This window comes from Desulfovibrio sp. SGI.102 (genome assembly GCF_050314315.1).
Classification (GTDB): Bacteria; Desulfobacterota; Desulfovibrionia; order Desulfovibrionales; family Desulfovibrionaceae; genus Desulfovibrio.
The window spans coordinates 1-16,433 of the sequence record NZ_JBNPNC010000012.1; the positions used below are offsets into that span (position 1 = coordinate 1).

General features: G+C 63.5%; 15 protein-coding genes and 1 pseudogene. 11 read left to right on the plus strand and 5 right to left on the minus strand.

All coding sequences use genetic code 11. From position 1 onward, the window contains the following. Window positions 1-21: 21 nt before the first annotated feature. The 7 genes and pseudogenes from ACQRCJ_RS04330 to ACQRCJ_RS04360 all read left to right on the plus strand — a co-directional run bounded on the left by ACQRCJ_RS04330 (window position 22) and on the right by ACQRCJ_RS04360 (window position 6,604). Window positions 22-1,605: an FAD-dependent oxidoreductase gene (locus ACQRCJ_RS04330; protein ID WP_427799396.1), complete on the plus strand. Its 1,584-nt coding sequence runs from the start codon at window positions 22-24 to the stop codon at window positions 1,603-1,605. 54 nt (window positions 1,606-1,659) lie between these two features. Beyond that, window positions 1,660-2,622: a tripartite tricarboxylate transporter substrate binding protein gene (locus ACQRCJ_RS04335; protein ID WP_168936336.1), complete on the plus strand. Its 963-nt coding sequence runs from the start codon at window positions 1,660-1,662 to the stop codon at window positions 2,620-2,622. Between the two features lie 51 nt (window positions 2,623-2,673). Next, window positions 2,674-3,123 carry a tripartite tricarboxylate transporter TctB family protein gene (locus ACQRCJ_RS04340; RefSeq protein ID WP_168936335.1) on the plus strand — a complete coding sequence of 150 codons (450 nt, stop codon included), beginning with the start codon at window positions 2,674-2,676 and terminating at the stop codon, window positions 3,121-3,123. A gap of 24 nt (window positions 3,124-3,147) precedes the next feature. Beyond that, window positions 3,148-3,525, plus strand: a complete 378-nt coding sequence (locus ACQRCJ_RS04345; RefSeq protein ID WP_427799397.1) for a tripartite tricarboxylate transporter permease — start codon at window positions 3,148-3,150, stop codon at window positions 3,523-3,525. After that, a pseudogene (locus tag ACQRCJ_RS04350) lies at window positions 3,414-4,639 on the plus strand (tripartite tricarboxylate transporter permease). The gene ACQRCJ_RS04345 and the pseudogene ACQRCJ_RS04350 overlap by 112 nt, the downstream one beginning before the upstream one ends. 208 nt (window positions 4,640-4,847) lie before the next feature. Then, complete coding sequence (gene lpdA, locus ACQRCJ_RS04355; RefSeq protein WP_320861628.1) at window positions 4,848-6,266, plus strand: dihydrolipoyl dehydrogenase; 1,419 nt, start codon at window positions 4,848-4,850, stop codon at window positions 6,264-6,266. A gap of 8 nt (window positions 6,267-6,274) precedes the next feature. Then, window positions 6,275-6,604, plus strand: coding sequence for a DMT family transporter (locus tag ACQRCJ_RS04360; protein ID WP_204625804.1), 330 nt, complete (start codon window positions 6,275-6,277; stop codon window positions 6,602-6,604). Between the two features lie 119 nt (window positions 6,605-6,723). Here ACQRCJ_RS04360 and ACQRCJ_RS04365 read toward each other — a convergent pair whose 3' ends face one another. From ACQRCJ_RS04365 to ychF, 5 genes are all read right to left on the minus strand, one after another. Further along, window positions 6,724-7,200: a flavodoxin gene (locus ACQRCJ_RS04365; RefSeq protein ID WP_427799398.1), complete on the minus strand. Its 477-nt coding sequence runs from the start codon at window positions 7,198-7,200 to the stop codon at window positions 6,724-6,726. A gap of 134 nt (window positions 7,201-7,334) precedes the next feature. Then, the gene (locus tag ACQRCJ_RS04370) at window positions 7,335-7,832 is read right to left on the minus strand and encodes a (R)-mandelonitrile lyase (protein WP_240937739.1); all 498 of its coding nucleotides are present in this window, start codon (window positions 7,830-7,832) and stop codon (window positions 7,335-7,337) included. 14 nt (window positions 7,833-7,846) lie between these two features. Next, window positions 7,847-8,803: a DUF362 domain-containing protein gene (locus ACQRCJ_RS04375; RefSeq protein ID WP_168936330.1), complete on the minus strand. Its 957-nt coding sequence runs from the start codon at window positions 8,801-8,803 to the stop codon at window positions 7,847-7,849. Window positions 8,804-8,832: 29 nt separating this feature from the next. Beyond that, window positions 8,833-9,552, minus strand: coding sequence for a carboxymuconolactone decarboxylase family protein (locus ACQRCJ_RS04380; RefSeq protein ID WP_304014831.1), 720 nt, complete (start codon window positions 9,550-9,552; stop codon window positions 8,833-8,835). A 241-nt stretch (window positions 9,553-9,793) separates the two neighbouring features. Then, entirely contained in the window at window positions 9,794-10,894 is a 1,101-nt protein-coding gene (ychF, locus tag ACQRCJ_RS04385; RefSeq protein WP_006005438.1) for a redox-regulated ATPase YchF, read from the minus strand. Between the two features lie 325 nt (window positions 10,895-11,219). Here ychF and ispG point away from each other — a divergent pair, with 325 nt between their 5' ends. Genes ispG through ACQRCJ_RS04405 form a run of 4 tightly spaced genes read left to right on the plus strand, consistent with a single transcriptional unit; the run spans window position 11,220 to window position 16,430 of the window. Continuing rightward, on the plus strand, window positions 11,220-12,296 hold the full coding sequence (gene ispG, locus ACQRCJ_RS04390) for a flavodoxin-dependent (E)-4-hydroxy-3-methylbut-2-enyl-diphosphate synthase (protein ID WP_297139360.1): 1,077 nt from the start codon (window positions 11,220-11,222) through the stop codon (window positions 12,294-12,296). Further along, window positions 12,296-14,026 (plus strand): proline--tRNA ligase, encoded by a 1,731-nt coding sequence (locus ACQRCJ_RS04395; protein ID WP_168935709.1) that lies wholly within the window; start codon window positions 12,296-12,298, stop codon window positions 14,024-14,026. Before ispG ends, ACQRCJ_RS04395 begins: the two co-directional genes overlap by 1 nt. 24 nt (window positions 14,027-14,050) lie before the next feature. Beyond that, on the plus strand, window positions 14,051-15,544 hold the full coding sequence (gene xseA, locus ACQRCJ_RS04400) for an exodeoxyribonuclease VII large subunit (RefSeq protein WP_168935708.1): 1,494 nt from the start codon (window positions 14,051-14,053) through the stop codon (window positions 15,542-15,544). Continuing rightward, window positions 15,537-16,430 (plus strand): M23 family metallopeptidase, encoded by an 894-nt coding sequence (locus ACQRCJ_RS04405; protein ID WP_427799399.1) that lies wholly within the window; start codon window positions 15,537-15,539, stop codon window positions 16,428-16,430. The genes xseA and ACQRCJ_RS04405 overlap by 8 nt, the downstream gene beginning before the upstream one ends. Window positions 16,431-16,433 lie beyond the last annotated feature (3 nt).

Here is a 16,433-nt window from a genome sequence, read left to right on the forward strand (position 1 = left end):
CTCTAAAGATGTAGGTGTGTCATGAGCGCTGAAAACATCCTTGAAGCCTTGACGGACAATATCGTCGTCGACAAAAGCAAGTGCATTTTTTGTGGCCACTGCGCTGAAAAATGCGTGCTGGACAATATCCGCATCAACCGGGCTCCCTGTTCCGGGGCCTGTTCTCTGAGGCTCAATGTCCAGGGGTACGTGCAGCTCATCGCCAGGGGCCAGGAAGACCGGGCCCGCCAGCTGATCGCTGATGTGCTGCCTTTTGCCCCCGTCATCTGCAGGATCTGCGACCATCCCTGCGAGCATGCCTGCAACCGCCGGGACGTGGACGGGCAGGCGGTCAGCATCAACGGGCTCAAGCGCTATCTTTTTGCCGGTATGCCGGATGGGGAACTGTGTCCGGCTGCCGCGACAGGCAAAAAGGTGGCCATCGTCGGTGCCGGGCCTGCCGGCATGCTGGCCGCATATGACCTGCGCCGGGCCGGGCATGACGTCGCCGTCTATGATGCCGCCCCGAAGGCCGGCGGTCTGCTGCGCAGCGTCCTGCCGCTCTGGAAGCTCCCTGACAGCGTGCTGGACGGCCAGATCGCCATGCTTGAAAAAGGCGGTGTGACCTTCCATCTGGGGCAGCGCATCGACAAGGCGGGCCTGGAGGCCCTGCAGGCTGCGCATGATGCGGTCATCCTGGCCCTGGGTGCCGGGGAGGGGCGCGCTTCGGGCATCAGCGGCGAACAACTGCCGGGGACCTTGCAGGCTCTGGATTTCCTGACCCGCGTCCGGTCCGGGCAGGGCAGGGAACTTTCCGGCAACGTCGTGATCGTGGGCGGCGGCTATGTCGCGCTGGATTGCGCCCAGGCGGCGGTCCGCTGCGGTGCGGAAAAGGTCCTGGTCGTCTATCGCCGTACGGTGGACGACTTCAAGGCCGACCGCGAAGACCTGGAAAAGGCCAGGGCCCTGGGCGTGCGCTTTGCCTTTACCTGGGCCCCGGAACGCATCACTGACGCAGGCGGGCTGACACTGTACTGCCGTCACGATATGGCAAAATTGCCCGGCCAGTGCGTGGACTATCCCGATTTCGATCCTGATGAGGAACGGGCCTTCCCGGCGGATACCATCATCTGGGCCATCGGCCAGCAGCCGGACAGACAGCTCGCATCCCTTGCGGAAGGCGTCAGCGTCGATCCCGTCACCCTGCAGGCAGGCGAAAAGCCCCTCTTCGTTGCCGGGGACATGGTGGGCGGGGCTTCTTCCGCCATTCGGGCCATGGCATCGGGGCGGCAGGCGGCCACATCTGTCCTGCGCCTGCTGGAAGGCAGCGACCTCTACTATGAACGCAGCTATCCCGGTCCCTTCATTGATGATTATGTTCTGGACATCGCGGAGCCCTGCCGTCATGAACGGCAGCAGGGCAGTGGTCATGTGTGCACGGGCAAGGGCGATTTTGCGGAGACGACGGACGTCTTCACCGCGGAACAGGCCCGTACCGAGGCCTCGCGCTGCCTTTCCTGCGGCGGCCCGACCGGCCATTACCGCAACTGCTGGTTCTGTCTGCCGTGCGAGGTGGAGTGCCCTGAACAGGCATTGTATGTGAATATTCCCTATCTGCTTCGTTAAGCCCCTAAAGAGCGGGGACATTGTGTTCCGGCCTGCATTATACAGGAGACAGGTATGAAAAAGATTCTTGGTCTGATTCTGGCAGTTGGACTTATGCTGGGTGCCTTGCCCGCGCGGGCGGAGTACCCTGACAAGGCCATTACCTGTATCGTTCCGTTTGCTCCGGGCGGAGCCGCCGACATCACTGTGCGGATGGTGGCGGACTATTTGTCCAAAGAGATCGGCCAGCCTCTGGTCATCGTCAACAAAGGCGGGGGGAGCGGCATCCCGGGCCTGAATTTTGGCCTCAAGGCACGTCCCGACGGGTATACGGTACTGGGAGGTTCCATAGGCAATGCGTTCGTCGCTACGTATTTTCTGGGCGCGCCCGCCTATGACATGGACAAGATCGCCTTCGTGGGGGCGTACATGCCCCACGACCGCCTGCTGCTCACACGGCCCGACAAGCCCTACAAGACTTGGCAGGAGCTGGTGGAATACGCCCGGACCCATCCCGGTGAAGTAGCCATCGGGCACGGTGCCAGCCAGGAAGGCCTGGAAGTGGTCAAGGCTGCCGGCATCAAGGAAGGCGTCTCGTTCAACCAGGTGATGTACAAGAGCGGCGGCCCGGCCACGGCGGATCTGCTGGGCGATCACATCGACGTGTGTGACCTCGGTACGGGCACGGCCGGCTTCCAGGCCGCCCGCAAGGGGGACCTGATCATCATCGCCAACCTGGGCACGGCTGAAGTCCCCTTCTTCCCCGATGTGCCCAAGCTGCGTGATATGGGCGCCCCCTTTGCCACGTCGCTGATGTACGGCTTTGCTTTCCCCAACGGGACGCCGGAAGCCATCCGGCTCAAGTGGGAACAGGCCTTGGCCAAGGTCATGCAGAACAAGGAGCTCCTGGACAAGATGCACGCCGCAGGCTTTACCCCTGCTTTCCTCAACGGCAAGGAATACCGGGAATTTTCCCGTAACTCCACCATCGCCGTGCAGGAGATGCTGAAGTACAACAAGCAGGGGAGCAAGAAGTAGAGCAGCCAACCGTCCCGGAGGCCCCGCCTCCGGGACAAGATGGAGGAAGCGATGTCTGTCGACCGCCTTATCGGGGGCCTGTTCCTGTTTGCCTGCCTCCTGCTGTGGTTCTGGATTATCCCGCAGCAGGTCGTTGGAGAAGAACAGGCGTTTTATCCCAGATTGACAGTGATCCTTGTGGCCATCCCTGCGGCCCTGATGTTCCTGCGGAACAAGGGGCGGCGGATCACCCTGGCCTTTTTCCGGGAAGGTTCCGACATCTCGAAGGACCTTGCCGTCAAGATCCTGGTACTTGTCCTGAGTTATATCGTTTTTTTGCTTTGTGTTGAAAAGATCGGTTTCTTTGTTTCGAGTGCGGTCTTTTGTCCTTTGTACATGCTGTTCTTTGCAGAAAGGAACTTCTGGAGGATATCTCTGACGACATGCGGGCTGCTTGGCGGGATCTACATCATCGTGGTCCAGCTGCTCAAGTATCCCCTGCCGGCCGGCCTTCTTTTTTAGCTGATCGTTTTCCCGGAGCGGAATATGCTTGAGAATCTCATGGGTGCCCTGGATCTTGTCCTTTGCTGGGAGAATTTTTTCTGGGCATTTGTCGGTGTTTTTTGCGGGGCCATCATGGGGGCCATCCCCGGTCTGACGGATACCATGGCCATCGTGCTCCTGCTCCCGTTCACGTATTACCTGGGGCCCATCCCCGGCATCGCCATGCTCATGGGCCTTTCCAAGGGCGGCAACTTTGGCGGTTCCCTTCCCGCCATTTTGTTCAACATCCCGGGGACGCCCCAGGCCATGTGCACCACCTTCGACGGTCATCCGCTGGCCATGCAGGGCAAGAGCGGCAAGGCCATGCAGACGGCGCTGTTTTCTTCGGTCACGGCCGATGCCCTGTCGGACCTGGGCTGATCTTCCTTGCTGCTCCGGTAGCTGCTGTCGCCCTGCATATCGGTCCGCCGGAATACAGCATGGTGGTGCTGTTCTCTCTTGTCGTCATCTCCGTGGCTGCCACGGTCGACCCCTTGCAGGGGCTGCTGTCCACCGCCCTGGGGCTGCTGCTGGCCACTGTCGGCACTGACCCGGAATACGGTACCCTGCGTTTCACCTTCGGCATCATCGAACTTTCTGACGGCATCAGCCTCATGCCCATGGTCATCGGCCTGCTGGCCTTTTCCGAAGTGCTGCTGCAGGCGGAAAATTACTTCCGGCAGCGGCTCAACGGGAAGGGGGCGATGCAGCAGGTGCCCGTCAGCTCCGATCCTGACGACAACCGCATGACGGGCAAGGAATTCAAGATGTGCCTGCCCACGATCGGACGTTCGACCGTGATCGGCTCCATCGTCGGCATCGTGCCCGGTATCGGGACCACTGTCGGGGCGTATCTGAGCTATCTGTGGGCCCGGCGCAAGTCGAAGACGCCCGAAAAGTTCGGCAAGGGGGCCCTGGAAGGCATCGCGGCCTCGGAAGCGGGGAACAATGCCGTCAACGGGCCCAACCTCGTGCCCCTCGTGACTCTCGGCATCCCCGGCAACCTGGCTGCGGCCCTGATCCTGGGGGGCTTCATGATCAAGGGGCTCGTTCCCGCCCGCTGCTCTATGCCCTGTTCGCGGTGCTGTTCATCTCCAATATCTTCACCCTGTTCGTGGGGTCGTTCTTCATCCGCTATGCGCGCAGGCTGACCAACATCCCGCGTTCCGCCCTGTATGCCTGCATCCTGGTTTTCAGCATCCTGGGGTCCTATGTGTATAACGGCAACGTCTTTGACGTTTGGGTCATGTTCTGTTTCGGCATATTCGGCTATGTCCTGATCAAGATGTCCCTGAACCTGCCGACGCTCATCGTGGCCTTTTTCCTTGGCGAACTGCTTGAGGAGAAGGTCCGCCAGACCCTGCTGATATCCAATGGAGACTGGACGGTGTTCTTCACACGTCCTCTGGCCTTGCTGTTCATCGTTTTGACAGTCGTCGTCACCTATCTGTACATCGCCAAGATCAAAAAGGCGGCAAGCAGGGTCGTTGAGTAAGAAAGAGCGGCCGGCGGTCCTCGTGACACTGCCGGCCGTTTTTTTGTCTGCAGAAATCGGAGGGCCGTCGCCGCAATGGAAGGCCATGTTTTGGGGGACCGGGGCTTGACCGGGCTCGGTGAAATGCGCCACAATCACTGCTGCAATTTCTTGCAAAGTTACAGTATATCAATTTGTTGAGTATGCATCAGCGCAACAGGAGGGCTGCATGAAACGTCTGACCGTCATCGGTGGTGGCCCCGGCGGCTATACGGCGGCTTTTGCCGCTGCCCGCGCGGGCATGGAAGTCACGCTGGTGGAGGCTGCCCATCTGGGCGGGACCTGCCTCAATTCCGGCTGCATCCCCACCAAGACCCTCAAGGCTTCGGCCGAAGCTCTGGAGACAGCCCTGCGCCTGGCCGAGTTCGGCATCACCTGCGAAGGGACGCCCCGTGTGGATCCGGCCGCCGTGCTGACCCGTAAGGAAAAGGTCGTCGGCATCCTGCGCGGTGGTCTGGAAAAAGCCTGCGCCCGTCTCAAAGTACGTCTGTGCACCGGTCACGGCAGGGTGCTGGATGCCCGTCATGTGGAAGTGACCATGGCCGACGGCAGCGTGGAGGTGGTGGAGAACGACGCCCTCATCCTGGCGACCGGCTCCCGGGTGGCGGAGCTGCCCGGTCTGGCTTTTGACCACACCCACATCCTGAGCAGCGATGATGCCCTGCAGCTGGACCGTGTGCCGCAGCGCCTGATCATCGTGGGCGGTGGTGTCATCGGCTGCGAGATGGCGTTCATCTACCGTGCCTTCGGCGCGCAGGTGACCGTGGTGGAAGGACAGGACCGTCTGCTGCCCATGCCGTCCATGGATGCCGATGTCAGCACGTTGCTGCAGCGCGAGATGAAGAAGCGTCGCATCGCCTGCGAGCTGGGTCGTACCCTCAAGGACGTGCGGGTGGAGGATGGCGTTGTCCGTGCCACGCTGACGGCCTCTCCCTTCGTGGACAAGCCCACGCCCGCCCAGCAGAAGGAAGTGCCTGTGGAAGCCGACATGGTGCTGGTGACCGTGGGCCGTTGCCCGGCCACGGAAGGCCTGGGGCTGGCCGAAGCCGGTATCGGGACCGACCGCCGCGGCTGGGTCGTGGTGGATGATGCCCTGAAGACCTCCCTGCCCGAAGTGTACGCCATCGGTGATTTGCTGGGCCCCTCCCGTGTGATGCTGGCCCATGTGGCGGCCATGGAAGGCCTGTGCGTGGTGGAGAGCCTGTGCGGCAAGCCGCGCGCCATGCGCTATGATGCCGTGCCCTCCGGCGTGTTCACCTCGCCCGAAGTGGGCAGCGTGGGTCTGAGCGAACAGCAGGCCCGTGAGCAGGGGCTGGACGTGCGTTGCGTCACCTTCCAGATGCGCGAGCTGGGCAAGGCCCAGGCCATGGGCGAACTGCCGGGCTTCTTCAAGCTGGTGGCCGCTGCGGATGGCGGCCGTCTGCTGGGGGCGCACATCGTGGGCGCCCATGCCTCCGATCTGGTGGCGGAAGCCGCTCTGGGCGTGGCCAACGGCCTGACCCTGGAACAGGTGGCCCATACCATCCATGCCCATCCCACGCTGGCCGAAGGCCTGTACGAGGCCGCGCTGCTGGCGCAGGAGGCATAGGAGGCCCCATGCACTGGTTGTTGCTCCTGCTGGCCATCGGCTCGGAGATCGTGGCCACCTCGGCATTGAAGGAAACGCAGGGATTCACCCGTTTGTTGCCGTCGCTGCTCTGTATCGGCGGCTATGCCCTGGCGTTCTACCTGCTCTCGGTGGTGGTTAAATATGTACCCGTGGGCATAGCCTATGCCTTGTGGTCAGGCATAGGTGTAGTCATCGTTTCCCTGGTGGGCTGGTTCTTCTTCCACCAAAAACTGGACCTGCCGGCCATGATCGGGCTGGGCCTCATTGTTGCCGGAGTGGCGGTCATGCATCTTTTTTCCAAAAGCATGGAATTGTGACGAAGAGGGCGGCAGGAGACATCCTGCCGCAGGGATACCGGCCCTCGTCAAGCTGGCCGGCATCCGTCAGCTGTTCCGGGCACATGTGAAGGAGGAGCTGCTCCGCAAAAGACTTCCTCTTAGGCAGGCAGCAGGCCTGCCTTCCGCAGCCAGGATTCTACCTGCTGGCGGGCACCATCCACCCGGCTGCCGCGTATGGCCAGCCCCTCGCCTGTCTTCGCGGAAGGGCAGAGGCGGCGCAGGTCGGCAGGAGCGCTGCCGAGGCCGGAGCCTTCGTGCGTGATGAAGGGGATGAGCGTTTTTCCGTCCAGGGCAGCCGTGGACAGGAAGGTGCGCACCGGTCCGGCAAAGGTGCCCCACCAGCTGGGCGATCCCACGAGGATGACGTCATAGCGGCTGACCATATCCAGCGGATTTTTCAGCGGCGGCAGGAAGCCCTGCTGCATTTCCTTTTTTGCCTGGCTGACGACCGTGTCATAGTCGCGGGGATAGGGCGTGACGGGCTCCAGATCCAGCAGGTCACAGCCGGTCAGGGCCTGGATGTGCCGGGCGATGGTGCGAGTATTGCCCGTATGGGAATAAAAGACGACGAGCATGCGTTGTGCCTCCTGCGTTTGAGGGGCAGCGTGGCCCGTGCCCGGAAGGAACAGGCCGCCTGCGAGGGATGCGAGGGCCATCAGGATCTGACGGCGTCCGTTGTTGTACTTTTCCATGCTGTTCTCCTTTATGCTCAGCGGCCGGCGTACTGGCTGTCGGTAACAGGCTCCAGCCATTCCACGACCTTGCCGGGCTCTGTTTCTTCACAGATGGAGATATGCGTCATGGCACTGCCGGGAGCGGCGCCGTGCCAGTGCTTGACCTTGGCGGGGCAGATGACCACGTCCCCGGCCCTGATCTCCTGGATGGGCTTGCCCCATTCCTGGGTCAGGCCGACCCCGGCGGTGACGATGAGCACCTGTCCCACAGGATGGATATGCCAGTGGGAGCGGGAGCCGGGTTCAAAAGTGACGCTGCCGCCGCTGGAGCGCATGGCGTTGTTGGCGGCGTACAGGGGATCGATGCGCACGGTCCCGGTGAAAAAGCGGGGAGAGCCCTTGATGGGCGTCTGCTGCCCGCAGCGAATGATCTCCTGGCCGGGCTCCCGGGCGGAGACGCTGGAGGGGGCGGTGGTGCAGACAGCGGCAAGCAGGCCGCCGCAAAGGGCGAGCAAGGAAACGAAACGTCGCATGACATGACCTCCTGTCAGGACAGGGAAACAAGATCGTAGCGGGCATGGCCCATGCCCAGGGTCTCCATATATTCCAGCTGGCGCAGGCCGCTGCGGCTTTCGATGCGTTCCACAAGATCGTGGCGCTGCTGTTCGGGCAGGGCGTAGACCATGTCCACCGAAGCCTGATCCACGGCCAGAAGGTCGGTGGATGCCAAGATGCCGATATCCGGGGCGGTCGGTTCGGCGGCGCTGGCCCCCGCGCAGTCACAGTCCACGGACATGCGGCGCAGGACATTGATGTACGCCATATGCCCCTTGAAATGGGTGGTGATGGCCTTGCCGCCCTCCACCATACGCTCCATGAACAGCGGCCCTCCCGCCCACAGGTTGGTACCGTCGCTGTGCAGCTGCGCCTTGCCTGTCTTGCCGGAGGCGCAGCCAATGGCGATATTCTTGAGCGAACCGCCAAAACCGCCCATCACGTGGCCCTTGAAGTGGGTCAGCACCAGCATGGAATCATAGTTGAGCAGGTTCTTGCCCACGGCCACTTCCCTAAGGTGCCGCCCGCCGGGGATGGGCAGGGAGACTTCGCCGTCGGCATCCATGATGTCCACCGGGCAGAAGGTCCAGCCGTTGGTCCGCAGGGTCTCGCGGTGGCCTTCCGTGGTCTGGCGGGGGCTGGGGTAGAGGACGTTACACTCCACGATGCTGCTCTTCGGGATGCGGGCTTGCAGGGCCCGCACCATGTCGCGCGGCAGGATGTTGGGGCCGTGGGGCTCACCGGTATGGAGCTTGATGGCGATGCGCCCCTGCAACGGGGCACAGACCTTTTCGTAGATGCGCAGCAGGCTCTCCGTGGTGATCTCGGGCGTGAAGTACACGGTGGCCTTATCCTCTGCGGGTCGGGCTTGCAGCGGCAGGCTGTGGACAGCCAGGGAGCCCAGGGCAAGGCTGCCCGCCTTGATGAACTGTCTCCGGTTCACGGACATGGCATTTCCTCCGTAGTTGGGTAGGGGCATCAGCGCGAGGCGAGCACCTTTCGGGCCACGGTGCGGGCCGCATCCGCCTCCTGCCTGCCGACACGGGCAGCCAGCAGGTCAAGGAAGCCCTCCAGCTCTTCCGGGCTCAGGCCGCAGTTCATGGCCCCTCCCATGTGGAATTGCAGCTGGCCTCCCAGCCCGGGCAGGCTGGCCAGAGCGGCGATGGTGCACAGTTCGCGCGCTTTGCGGTCGAGCACGTCACGGGCGAAGATGTCCGCAAAAAGATGTTCCTTCAAAAAAGTATCGATGACCGGGGCAAAAGCCAGGACGCCGGACGGGGGCTGGATTTCTTTTTGTCCGGCTAGGTCGGCCCGGACACGGGCGCCGTACGCATCCCGGTCCAGGGTGGAGGGCAGGGGAGAGGCGGCTTTTCCTTCCGCATCCGTGATGCCACGGGCACGGCGCTGCTCCAGGACTTCCATGAAGACCTGCAGCCCGTTCAGACTGCGGGGAAAGCCGACGTAGGCATACAGATGGGTCAGGACTTCCTTGATTTCATTGATGGTCAATCCGGCGTCCAGCGCCTGGCCCAGGGTAGGGCGCAGGCGTTCCAGATCACCATTGGCGGTGTAGGCGGCCACGAGCACCATGCTCTGCTGCCGCCCGTCCAGGCCTTTGGCAGGGCTGTTTCCCGCCTGAAGCAGCGGGAACAGGAACATCAGGATGACCAGAAGGGGAAGAAGGGATCTGCGTCGCATGGCAAGCTCCTTGAGGAAGATCATGGAACGAACCTAGCGCGGCCGCAGTGAGGGGGAAATATCAAATCGACGCTAAAAATTGTCCAATCGTCGCAAGGATGATTGAAAGGCAAAGAAGGAGTCAGGGAGGCATCCGGGTTGCGGCAGGAGCCTGCTGTGCTTTTGTCCGTGCTGCCGGGAGGCATAAAAAAAGGGACGGCTGTCGCCGTCCCTCGTGAAGATCGCAGACCTGTTGCCGCTACTAGACGTTGAACAGGAAGTGCATGACGTCGCCGTCCTGCACCACGTATTCCTTGCCTTCCACGCGCAGCACGCCGTCGGAGCGGCAGGCGGCTTCACTTTCGTGGCTCATGTAGTCGGCGTAGGAGATGACTTCGGCGCGGATGAAGCCGCGTTCGAAGTCGGTGTGGATGACACCGGCAGCCTGGGGAGCCTTCCAGCCCTTGTGGATGGTCCAGGCGCGCACTTCGTCGGGGCCGGCGGTGAAGTAGCTGCACAGGCCCAGCGTATCGTAGCCGGTACGGATGATGCGCACCAGGCCGCTTTCCGAGATGCCGTAGGAGGAGAGCATCTCGGCCTGTTCCTCGGCGGAAAGGCCCTGCAGCTCTTCTTCCAGCTTGGCGCAGATGCAGGCGAAACCGGAATGGCGTTCTTCGGCCAGCTGCTGCACGCGGGCCACAAAGTCGTTGCCGTCGGCCACGGCGGCTTCGTCCACGTTGGCGCAGTAGATGACGGGCTTGGCGGTCAGCAGGCCCAGTTCACGCCAGGACTGGAGGAAGGTCTCGTTGTCGGGCAGTTCGAAGGAGCGGGCGCCGTTACCGGCATTGAGGTGCTCCAGCAGGCCCTGCATGATCTCTGCGGCGGCCTTGGCGTCCTTGCTGCCCTTGGCCATCTTCTGCAGCTTTTCCAGGCGGCGTTCCACGCTCTGCAGGTCGGCCAGCAAAAGTTCGGTCTCGATGGTATCGATGTCGCGCAGGGGATCCACGCTGCCGTCCACATGGGTGATGTTCTCATCCTCGAAGCAGCGCACCACTTCCACGATGGCGGCGCATTCGCGGATGTTGCCCAGGAACTGGTTGCCCAGGCCTTCGCCCTTGCTGGCGCCGCGCACCAGACCGGCGATGTCGATGAAGTCCACGCTGGCGTGGATAGTCTTCTTGGGCGAGACCTTGGCCGAAAGCGCGTCCACGCGCTCGTCGGGCACGGCCACGGTGGCCTTGTTGGGTTCAATGGTACAGAAAGGATAGTTGGCGGCCTGCGCGTTCTGAGCCTTGGTCAGGGCGTTGAACAGGGTGGATTTCCCCACGTTGGGCAGACCCACAATGCCGATGCTGAGGGACATGGCCTCTCCTTGCGGGCTTGGAAGTTCAGGGCCATGCGCCGGTGGCGCAGGCGGGAAAAAGGCGCAGGAGCGCCCGGAACATGTCGTTGGAATGGGGAGTTTATAGGCAAAAGCCGTACGGCTGGCAAGTGCGGCGGCAGCGGAAGGCCGCATGGGCCGCGCTGGAGATGGACAGCCTGCCCCGGCGTGCGGCATGATTCGGTGTCCTGGATGCGGGGAGTGGCGCCGCCATGTTTCCGGCCCCTACAGGACTTGGCTTGCCTGCTGAAATAGCATAAGACACTGGCGGCACTTTTGTTGCAAACCAATTTTTTCGAGGTCTGCCATGCAGGAAAAACGTATCAGCCGGGGCATCAGGCTGGGTAAGCTGGCCATCGGCGGCGGCGCGCCGGTGATGGTGCAGAGCATGACCAATACCGATACCCGTGACGTGGAAGCCACGCTGGCCCAGATCGACCGCCTTGTGCGCCGCGGTTGCGAAGCGGTGCGCGTGGCCGTGCCCGACATGACGGCGGCCAAGGCCTTGCGGGCCCTGCGTGACGGTTCGCCCGTGCCCCTCATCGCGGACATCCATTTCGACTACCGTCTGGCGCTGGCTGCCCTGGAAGCCGGACTGGAGGGCCTGCGCATCAATCCCGGCAACATCGGGCCCCGCGAGCATGTGGATCGCGTGGTGGATGCCGCCAAGGCCAACGGCGGCGTCATCCGGGTGGGCGTCAATTCCGGTTCCGTGGAAAAGCATCTGCTGCAGAAGTACGGCGGCCCCTGCGTTGAGGCCATGGTGGAGAGCGCGCTCAGCCATGTGCGCATGCTGGAGGACCGGGGCTTCTACGATACCAAGATCTCCCTCAAGTCCTCTTCGGTGCTCGATACCATTGCGGCCTACCGCCTGCTGGCAAAGTCCTGCGACTATCCGCTGCACATCGGCGTCACCGAGGCGGGCGGGCTCATGCGCGGCACGGTCAAGTCCGCTGTGGGTCTGGGCATTTTGCTGCACGAGGGCATCGGCGACACCCTGCGCGTCTCGCTCACGGCCGATCCTGCCGAGGAAGTGACCGTGGCCTGGGAGATCCTGCGGGCCCTGGGGCTGCGCCGTCGCGGGCCGGAGATCATCTCCTGTCCCACCTGCGGGCGCACGGAGATAGACCTCTTCGGTCTGGCGCGTGCCGTAGAGGATGCGCTGGCCGAATCCACGGCGGACATCAAGGTCGCGGTCATGGGCTGTGTGGTCAACGGCCCCGGTGAGGCCCGCGAGGCCGATCTGGGCGTGGCCGGCGGCCGCGACAAAGGCATCATTTTCCGCAAGGGGGAAGTCATCCGTTCCGTCAAGGGACAGGACGCCCTGCTCGCGGCTTTTATGGAAGAACTTCAACGACTGCTTAAAGAAAAGGAAACTCACTGATGCGTTTCAGCTCCACCTACATCCCCACGCTCAAGGAATCCCCTTCCGAAGCGGAAGTGGTCAGCCACAAGCTGCTGCTGCGCGCCGGCATGGTCCGCAAGCTCACCTCCGGCGTGTACATCTATCTGCCTCTGGGCCTGAAGGCCCTGGAAAACGTGCAGCGCGTGGTGCGCGAGGAAATGGACGCCGCCGGTTTCTCCGAGCTGCTCATGCCCATGGTCATCCCCGGCGACCTCTGGAAAGAGACCGGCCGCTGGGAGTACTACGGCAAGGAGCTGCTGCGCTTCAAGGACCGCAACGACCGCGATTACTGCCTTGGCCCCACGCATGAGGAAGTCATCACCGACCTGGTGCGCGGCGAAGTGCGCTCCTACCGCCAGCTGCCCGTGCGTCTGTACCAGATCCAGACCAAGTTCCGCGACGAGATCCGTCCCCGCTTCGGCCTGATGCGCGGCCGTGAATTCGTCATGAAGGACGCCTATTCCTTCGATTCCAGCGATGCCGGTGCCGACGAAAGCTACAAGCTGATGTACGACGCCTACTGCCGCATCTTCAAGCGTCTGGGCCTGCGCTTCCGCGCCGTGGAAGCCGACACCGGCTCCATCGGCGGCAATTTCTCGCACGAGTTCATGGTGCTGGCCGATACCGGCGAAGACACCATCGCCGCCTGCACCGAATGCAGCTATGCCGCCAACGTGGAACGCGCCGAAGTGGTCTGGAACGGCACCCCCTGCACCGAGACCTGCGCCTCCTACGAAAAGGTCGCCACGCCTGCGGCCCACACCGTGGAAGAAGTGAGCGCCATGCTCAAGGTGGCTCCTTCGCAGGTGGTCAAGACCATGCTCTTCGTGGTGGACGGCAAGACCGTGGCCGTGCTGGTGCGCGGCGACCGCGAAGTCAACGACATCAAGCTCAAGAACCTGCTCAACGCCACCACCGTGGAACTGGCTCCGGCCGCCGTGGTGGAAAAGGTCACGGCCGCGCCTCTGGGCTTTGCCGGTCCCGTGGGCCTGGATGTGCCCATCTACGCCGACCTCGAGCTGCAGGGTGCCACCGATTACGTGGTGGGCGCCAACGCCGCTGACGCGCATCTGGTGCACGTGGACCTGCGCCGCGACGTGAAGGTCACGGCCTACGCCGACCTGCGCTGCATCACCCTGAGCGACCCCTGCCCGCGCTGCGGCGGCGCCATCGAGCTGCCCAAGGGCATCGAAGTGGGCCACATCTTCAAGCTGGGCACCAAGTACAGCGACGCCATGCATGCCGTGTATCTGGACGAGAACGGCAAGGAAAACGTCATGATCATGGGCTGCTACGGCATCGGCATCTCCCGCGTGGTGGCCTCCGCCATCGAGCAGAACCACGACGAGCACGGCATCATCTTCCCGCCCACCGTGGCTCCTGTGGAATGCATCCTGCTCAACCTCGACCCCGGCAAGGAAGAAGTTCGCGCCAAGGCCGAAGAGATCTACGCCATGCTGTGCAAGGCCGGTGTGACCGTGCTCCTGGACGATCGTGAAGAGCGCCCCGGCGTCAAGTTCAAGGATGCCGACCTCATCGGTGCGCCCATGCAGCTGGTGCTGGGCGGCAAGGGCCTGTCCCGCGGCGTGCTGGAATGCAAGGACCGCCGTACGGGCGAAAAGGGCGAACTGCCCGTGGATGCCCTGGAGACCGCGCTGCCCCAGTGGATGGAAGGCGTGCGCAAGGCCTGGGCCGAGCGCCGCGCCTAGGACGGCTGACAGCGGAGCCCCTGCATGCCCGCTGCGTGTGAACAAGAGCGCATCCTGTCCGTCACTGAACTGACGGACAGGATGCGTCGTACTCTGGAGGGGGCCTTCCCCTTCGTCTGGGTCCGGGGCGAGATAGGCGAACTGTCTTTCCCCGGATCCGGGCATATCTATTTTACCCTCAAGGATGCCGGTGCCCAGCTGCAATGCGTCTGGTTCCGGGACCGCCAGATACGCGGCCGGAACTTCGACCCCCTGACCGGCGAGATCTTCGCCGAGCCCCGGCCGGATCCCGTACGTCTGCTGCGGCAGGGCTCCGAATTGTTCTGTGCCGGGCAGATCAGTGTCTACGGGCCGCGCGGCCGATACCAGCTGATCGTGGAACTGGTGCAGGCCGGGGGGCAGGGCCTGCTGGCCCAGGCCTTCGAGGAGCGCAAACAGGCGCTGGCTGCCCGCGGTTTTTTTGCCGCGGAGCGCAAACGTCCGCTGCCTGCCAGTCCCAGCCGCGTGGCGCTGGTGACGTCACCTGCCGGGGCTGCCATCCATGACTTCATGGAACTGGCCTCCGTGCGGGGCCTGGGGGCCGAAGTGCGCCTGTTCCCGGTGAGGGTGCAGGGGGAGGGCGCTGCCGGGCAGATCTGCCGGGCCCTGGACGAGATCAACCGCCAGGGCTGGGCACAGGTCGCGGTGATCATCCGGGGCGGCGGTTCGCTGGAAGACCTTTGGTGCTTCAACGAGGAAGAAGTGGCGACCGCCATTTTTTCCTCAAAAATCCCGGTGCTTGCCGGTATCGGCCATGAAGTGGACGTGACCCTGGCCGACATGACGGCCGACGTTCGTGCGGCTACCCCTTCCCACGCGGCCCAGCTGCTCTGGCCCTTGCGGCGCGAATACTGGCAGCGCCTGGACGAGCTTTCCCTGGCGCTGGAGCGCGCACGCCAGGGGTGGCTGCAACGGCAGGAAGACCGGCTCCAGCGTTGCGAGCGCGGCCTGCGCCTGTGTTCGCCCGCCCGCCGTCTTGAAGGGGCGGGGCAGCAATGGCAGCAGTGGCGGCAGCGTCTGCTCCAGGCCGGGGAACGCCTGGTGCGGGATCGTGAGCGCAGCCTGCAGCACAGCCAGGAGCGTTTGCGGGCCCTCACGGGGCCGGGACGGCTGGCACATCTGCAGCAGCGTCTTGCCCTGCTGGAACAAAAGCTTGGCAATGCCGTGCATCTGATGGTGCGCGGTCGTGAGCAGGCCGTGCGGGATTGCACGCGTGATCTGGCGCATCTGGGGCAGGAGCGTGTCTCGCATCGCGGGCACGGGCTGGAATGTCTGGAACTGCGTCTTGCGGCCTGCAATCCGCTGGCTCCGCTGGGGCGCGGCTATGCCGTGGTACGCACGGACGAAGGGCGCGTGCTGTCTTCGACCGGGCAGAGCAGCACCGGGCAGGACGTGCGCATCCTGTTACAGGACGGGGAGCTGGAAGCCAGGATCACCGCGGTGCATCCTCATGACGGACAGGGAGGGGAGCATGCCTGAACAGTCTTCTTTTTTCCAACGGCCGGTAAGCGGCATCCTGGGGGCAGTGGTCCTGTTCCTGCTGTGGCCTTTCCCGGCCATGGCGGCCATGCATCTGGACGTTCCCGCACGGGCGGCCCGCGGCGACGCCATCCGCGTGCAGGTCTCCGGTGACGGACCTGCACGTCCCGTGACCGTCTTTTGGCTGGAGCGTGAGCATGTCATGGCGGCACAGCCGTCAGGGAGCGGCTGGCAGGCGGAGTTCCTGCTGCCTGTCCCGCTGGACAGCAGCGCCAAAAGCCTTGCCCTGAAAACGCGGACGCAGGACGGACAGCAGGCGGAGGCCCGTGTGGCCCTGTTCGACAAAAAGCGTCCGGTACAGGCCCTGCGGGTGGACAAAAAATATGTGGATCCCCCGGCAGAGGTGCGGGAGCGCATCCGCAGGGACCGGGAGAAGGCCGGCAAGGCCCTGGACAACTACAGCCCGGAACGTTTGTGGACGGCCCCTTTTGCGCGGCCTGTGCCGGGGAGCGTTTCCAGCAAGTTCGGACTCAAGCGGGTCTTCAATGACCAGCCGCGCGGCGTGCATCGCGGGCTCGACCTGCGCGGTGCGGAAGGGACGCCCATCCTGGCCTGCGCCGACGGCCGGGTCGTGCTGGCCGACGATTTGTATTTTTCCGGCAATGCCGTATATATTGACCACGGGCAGGGAGTGTTCACTTCTTACCTGCACATGTCCCGTATCCCTGTCCGGCCGGGCGATGTGGTCCGGCGTGGCCAGGTCATCGGCAAAGTTGGGTCCACGGGACGGGTCACGGGGCCGCATCTGCACCTTTCCCTGATCGTCCTGGGACAGGCGGTGGACCCGGAACCTCTGCTGGAAGCACGTCCCGCTGCCCGGAGATGATGA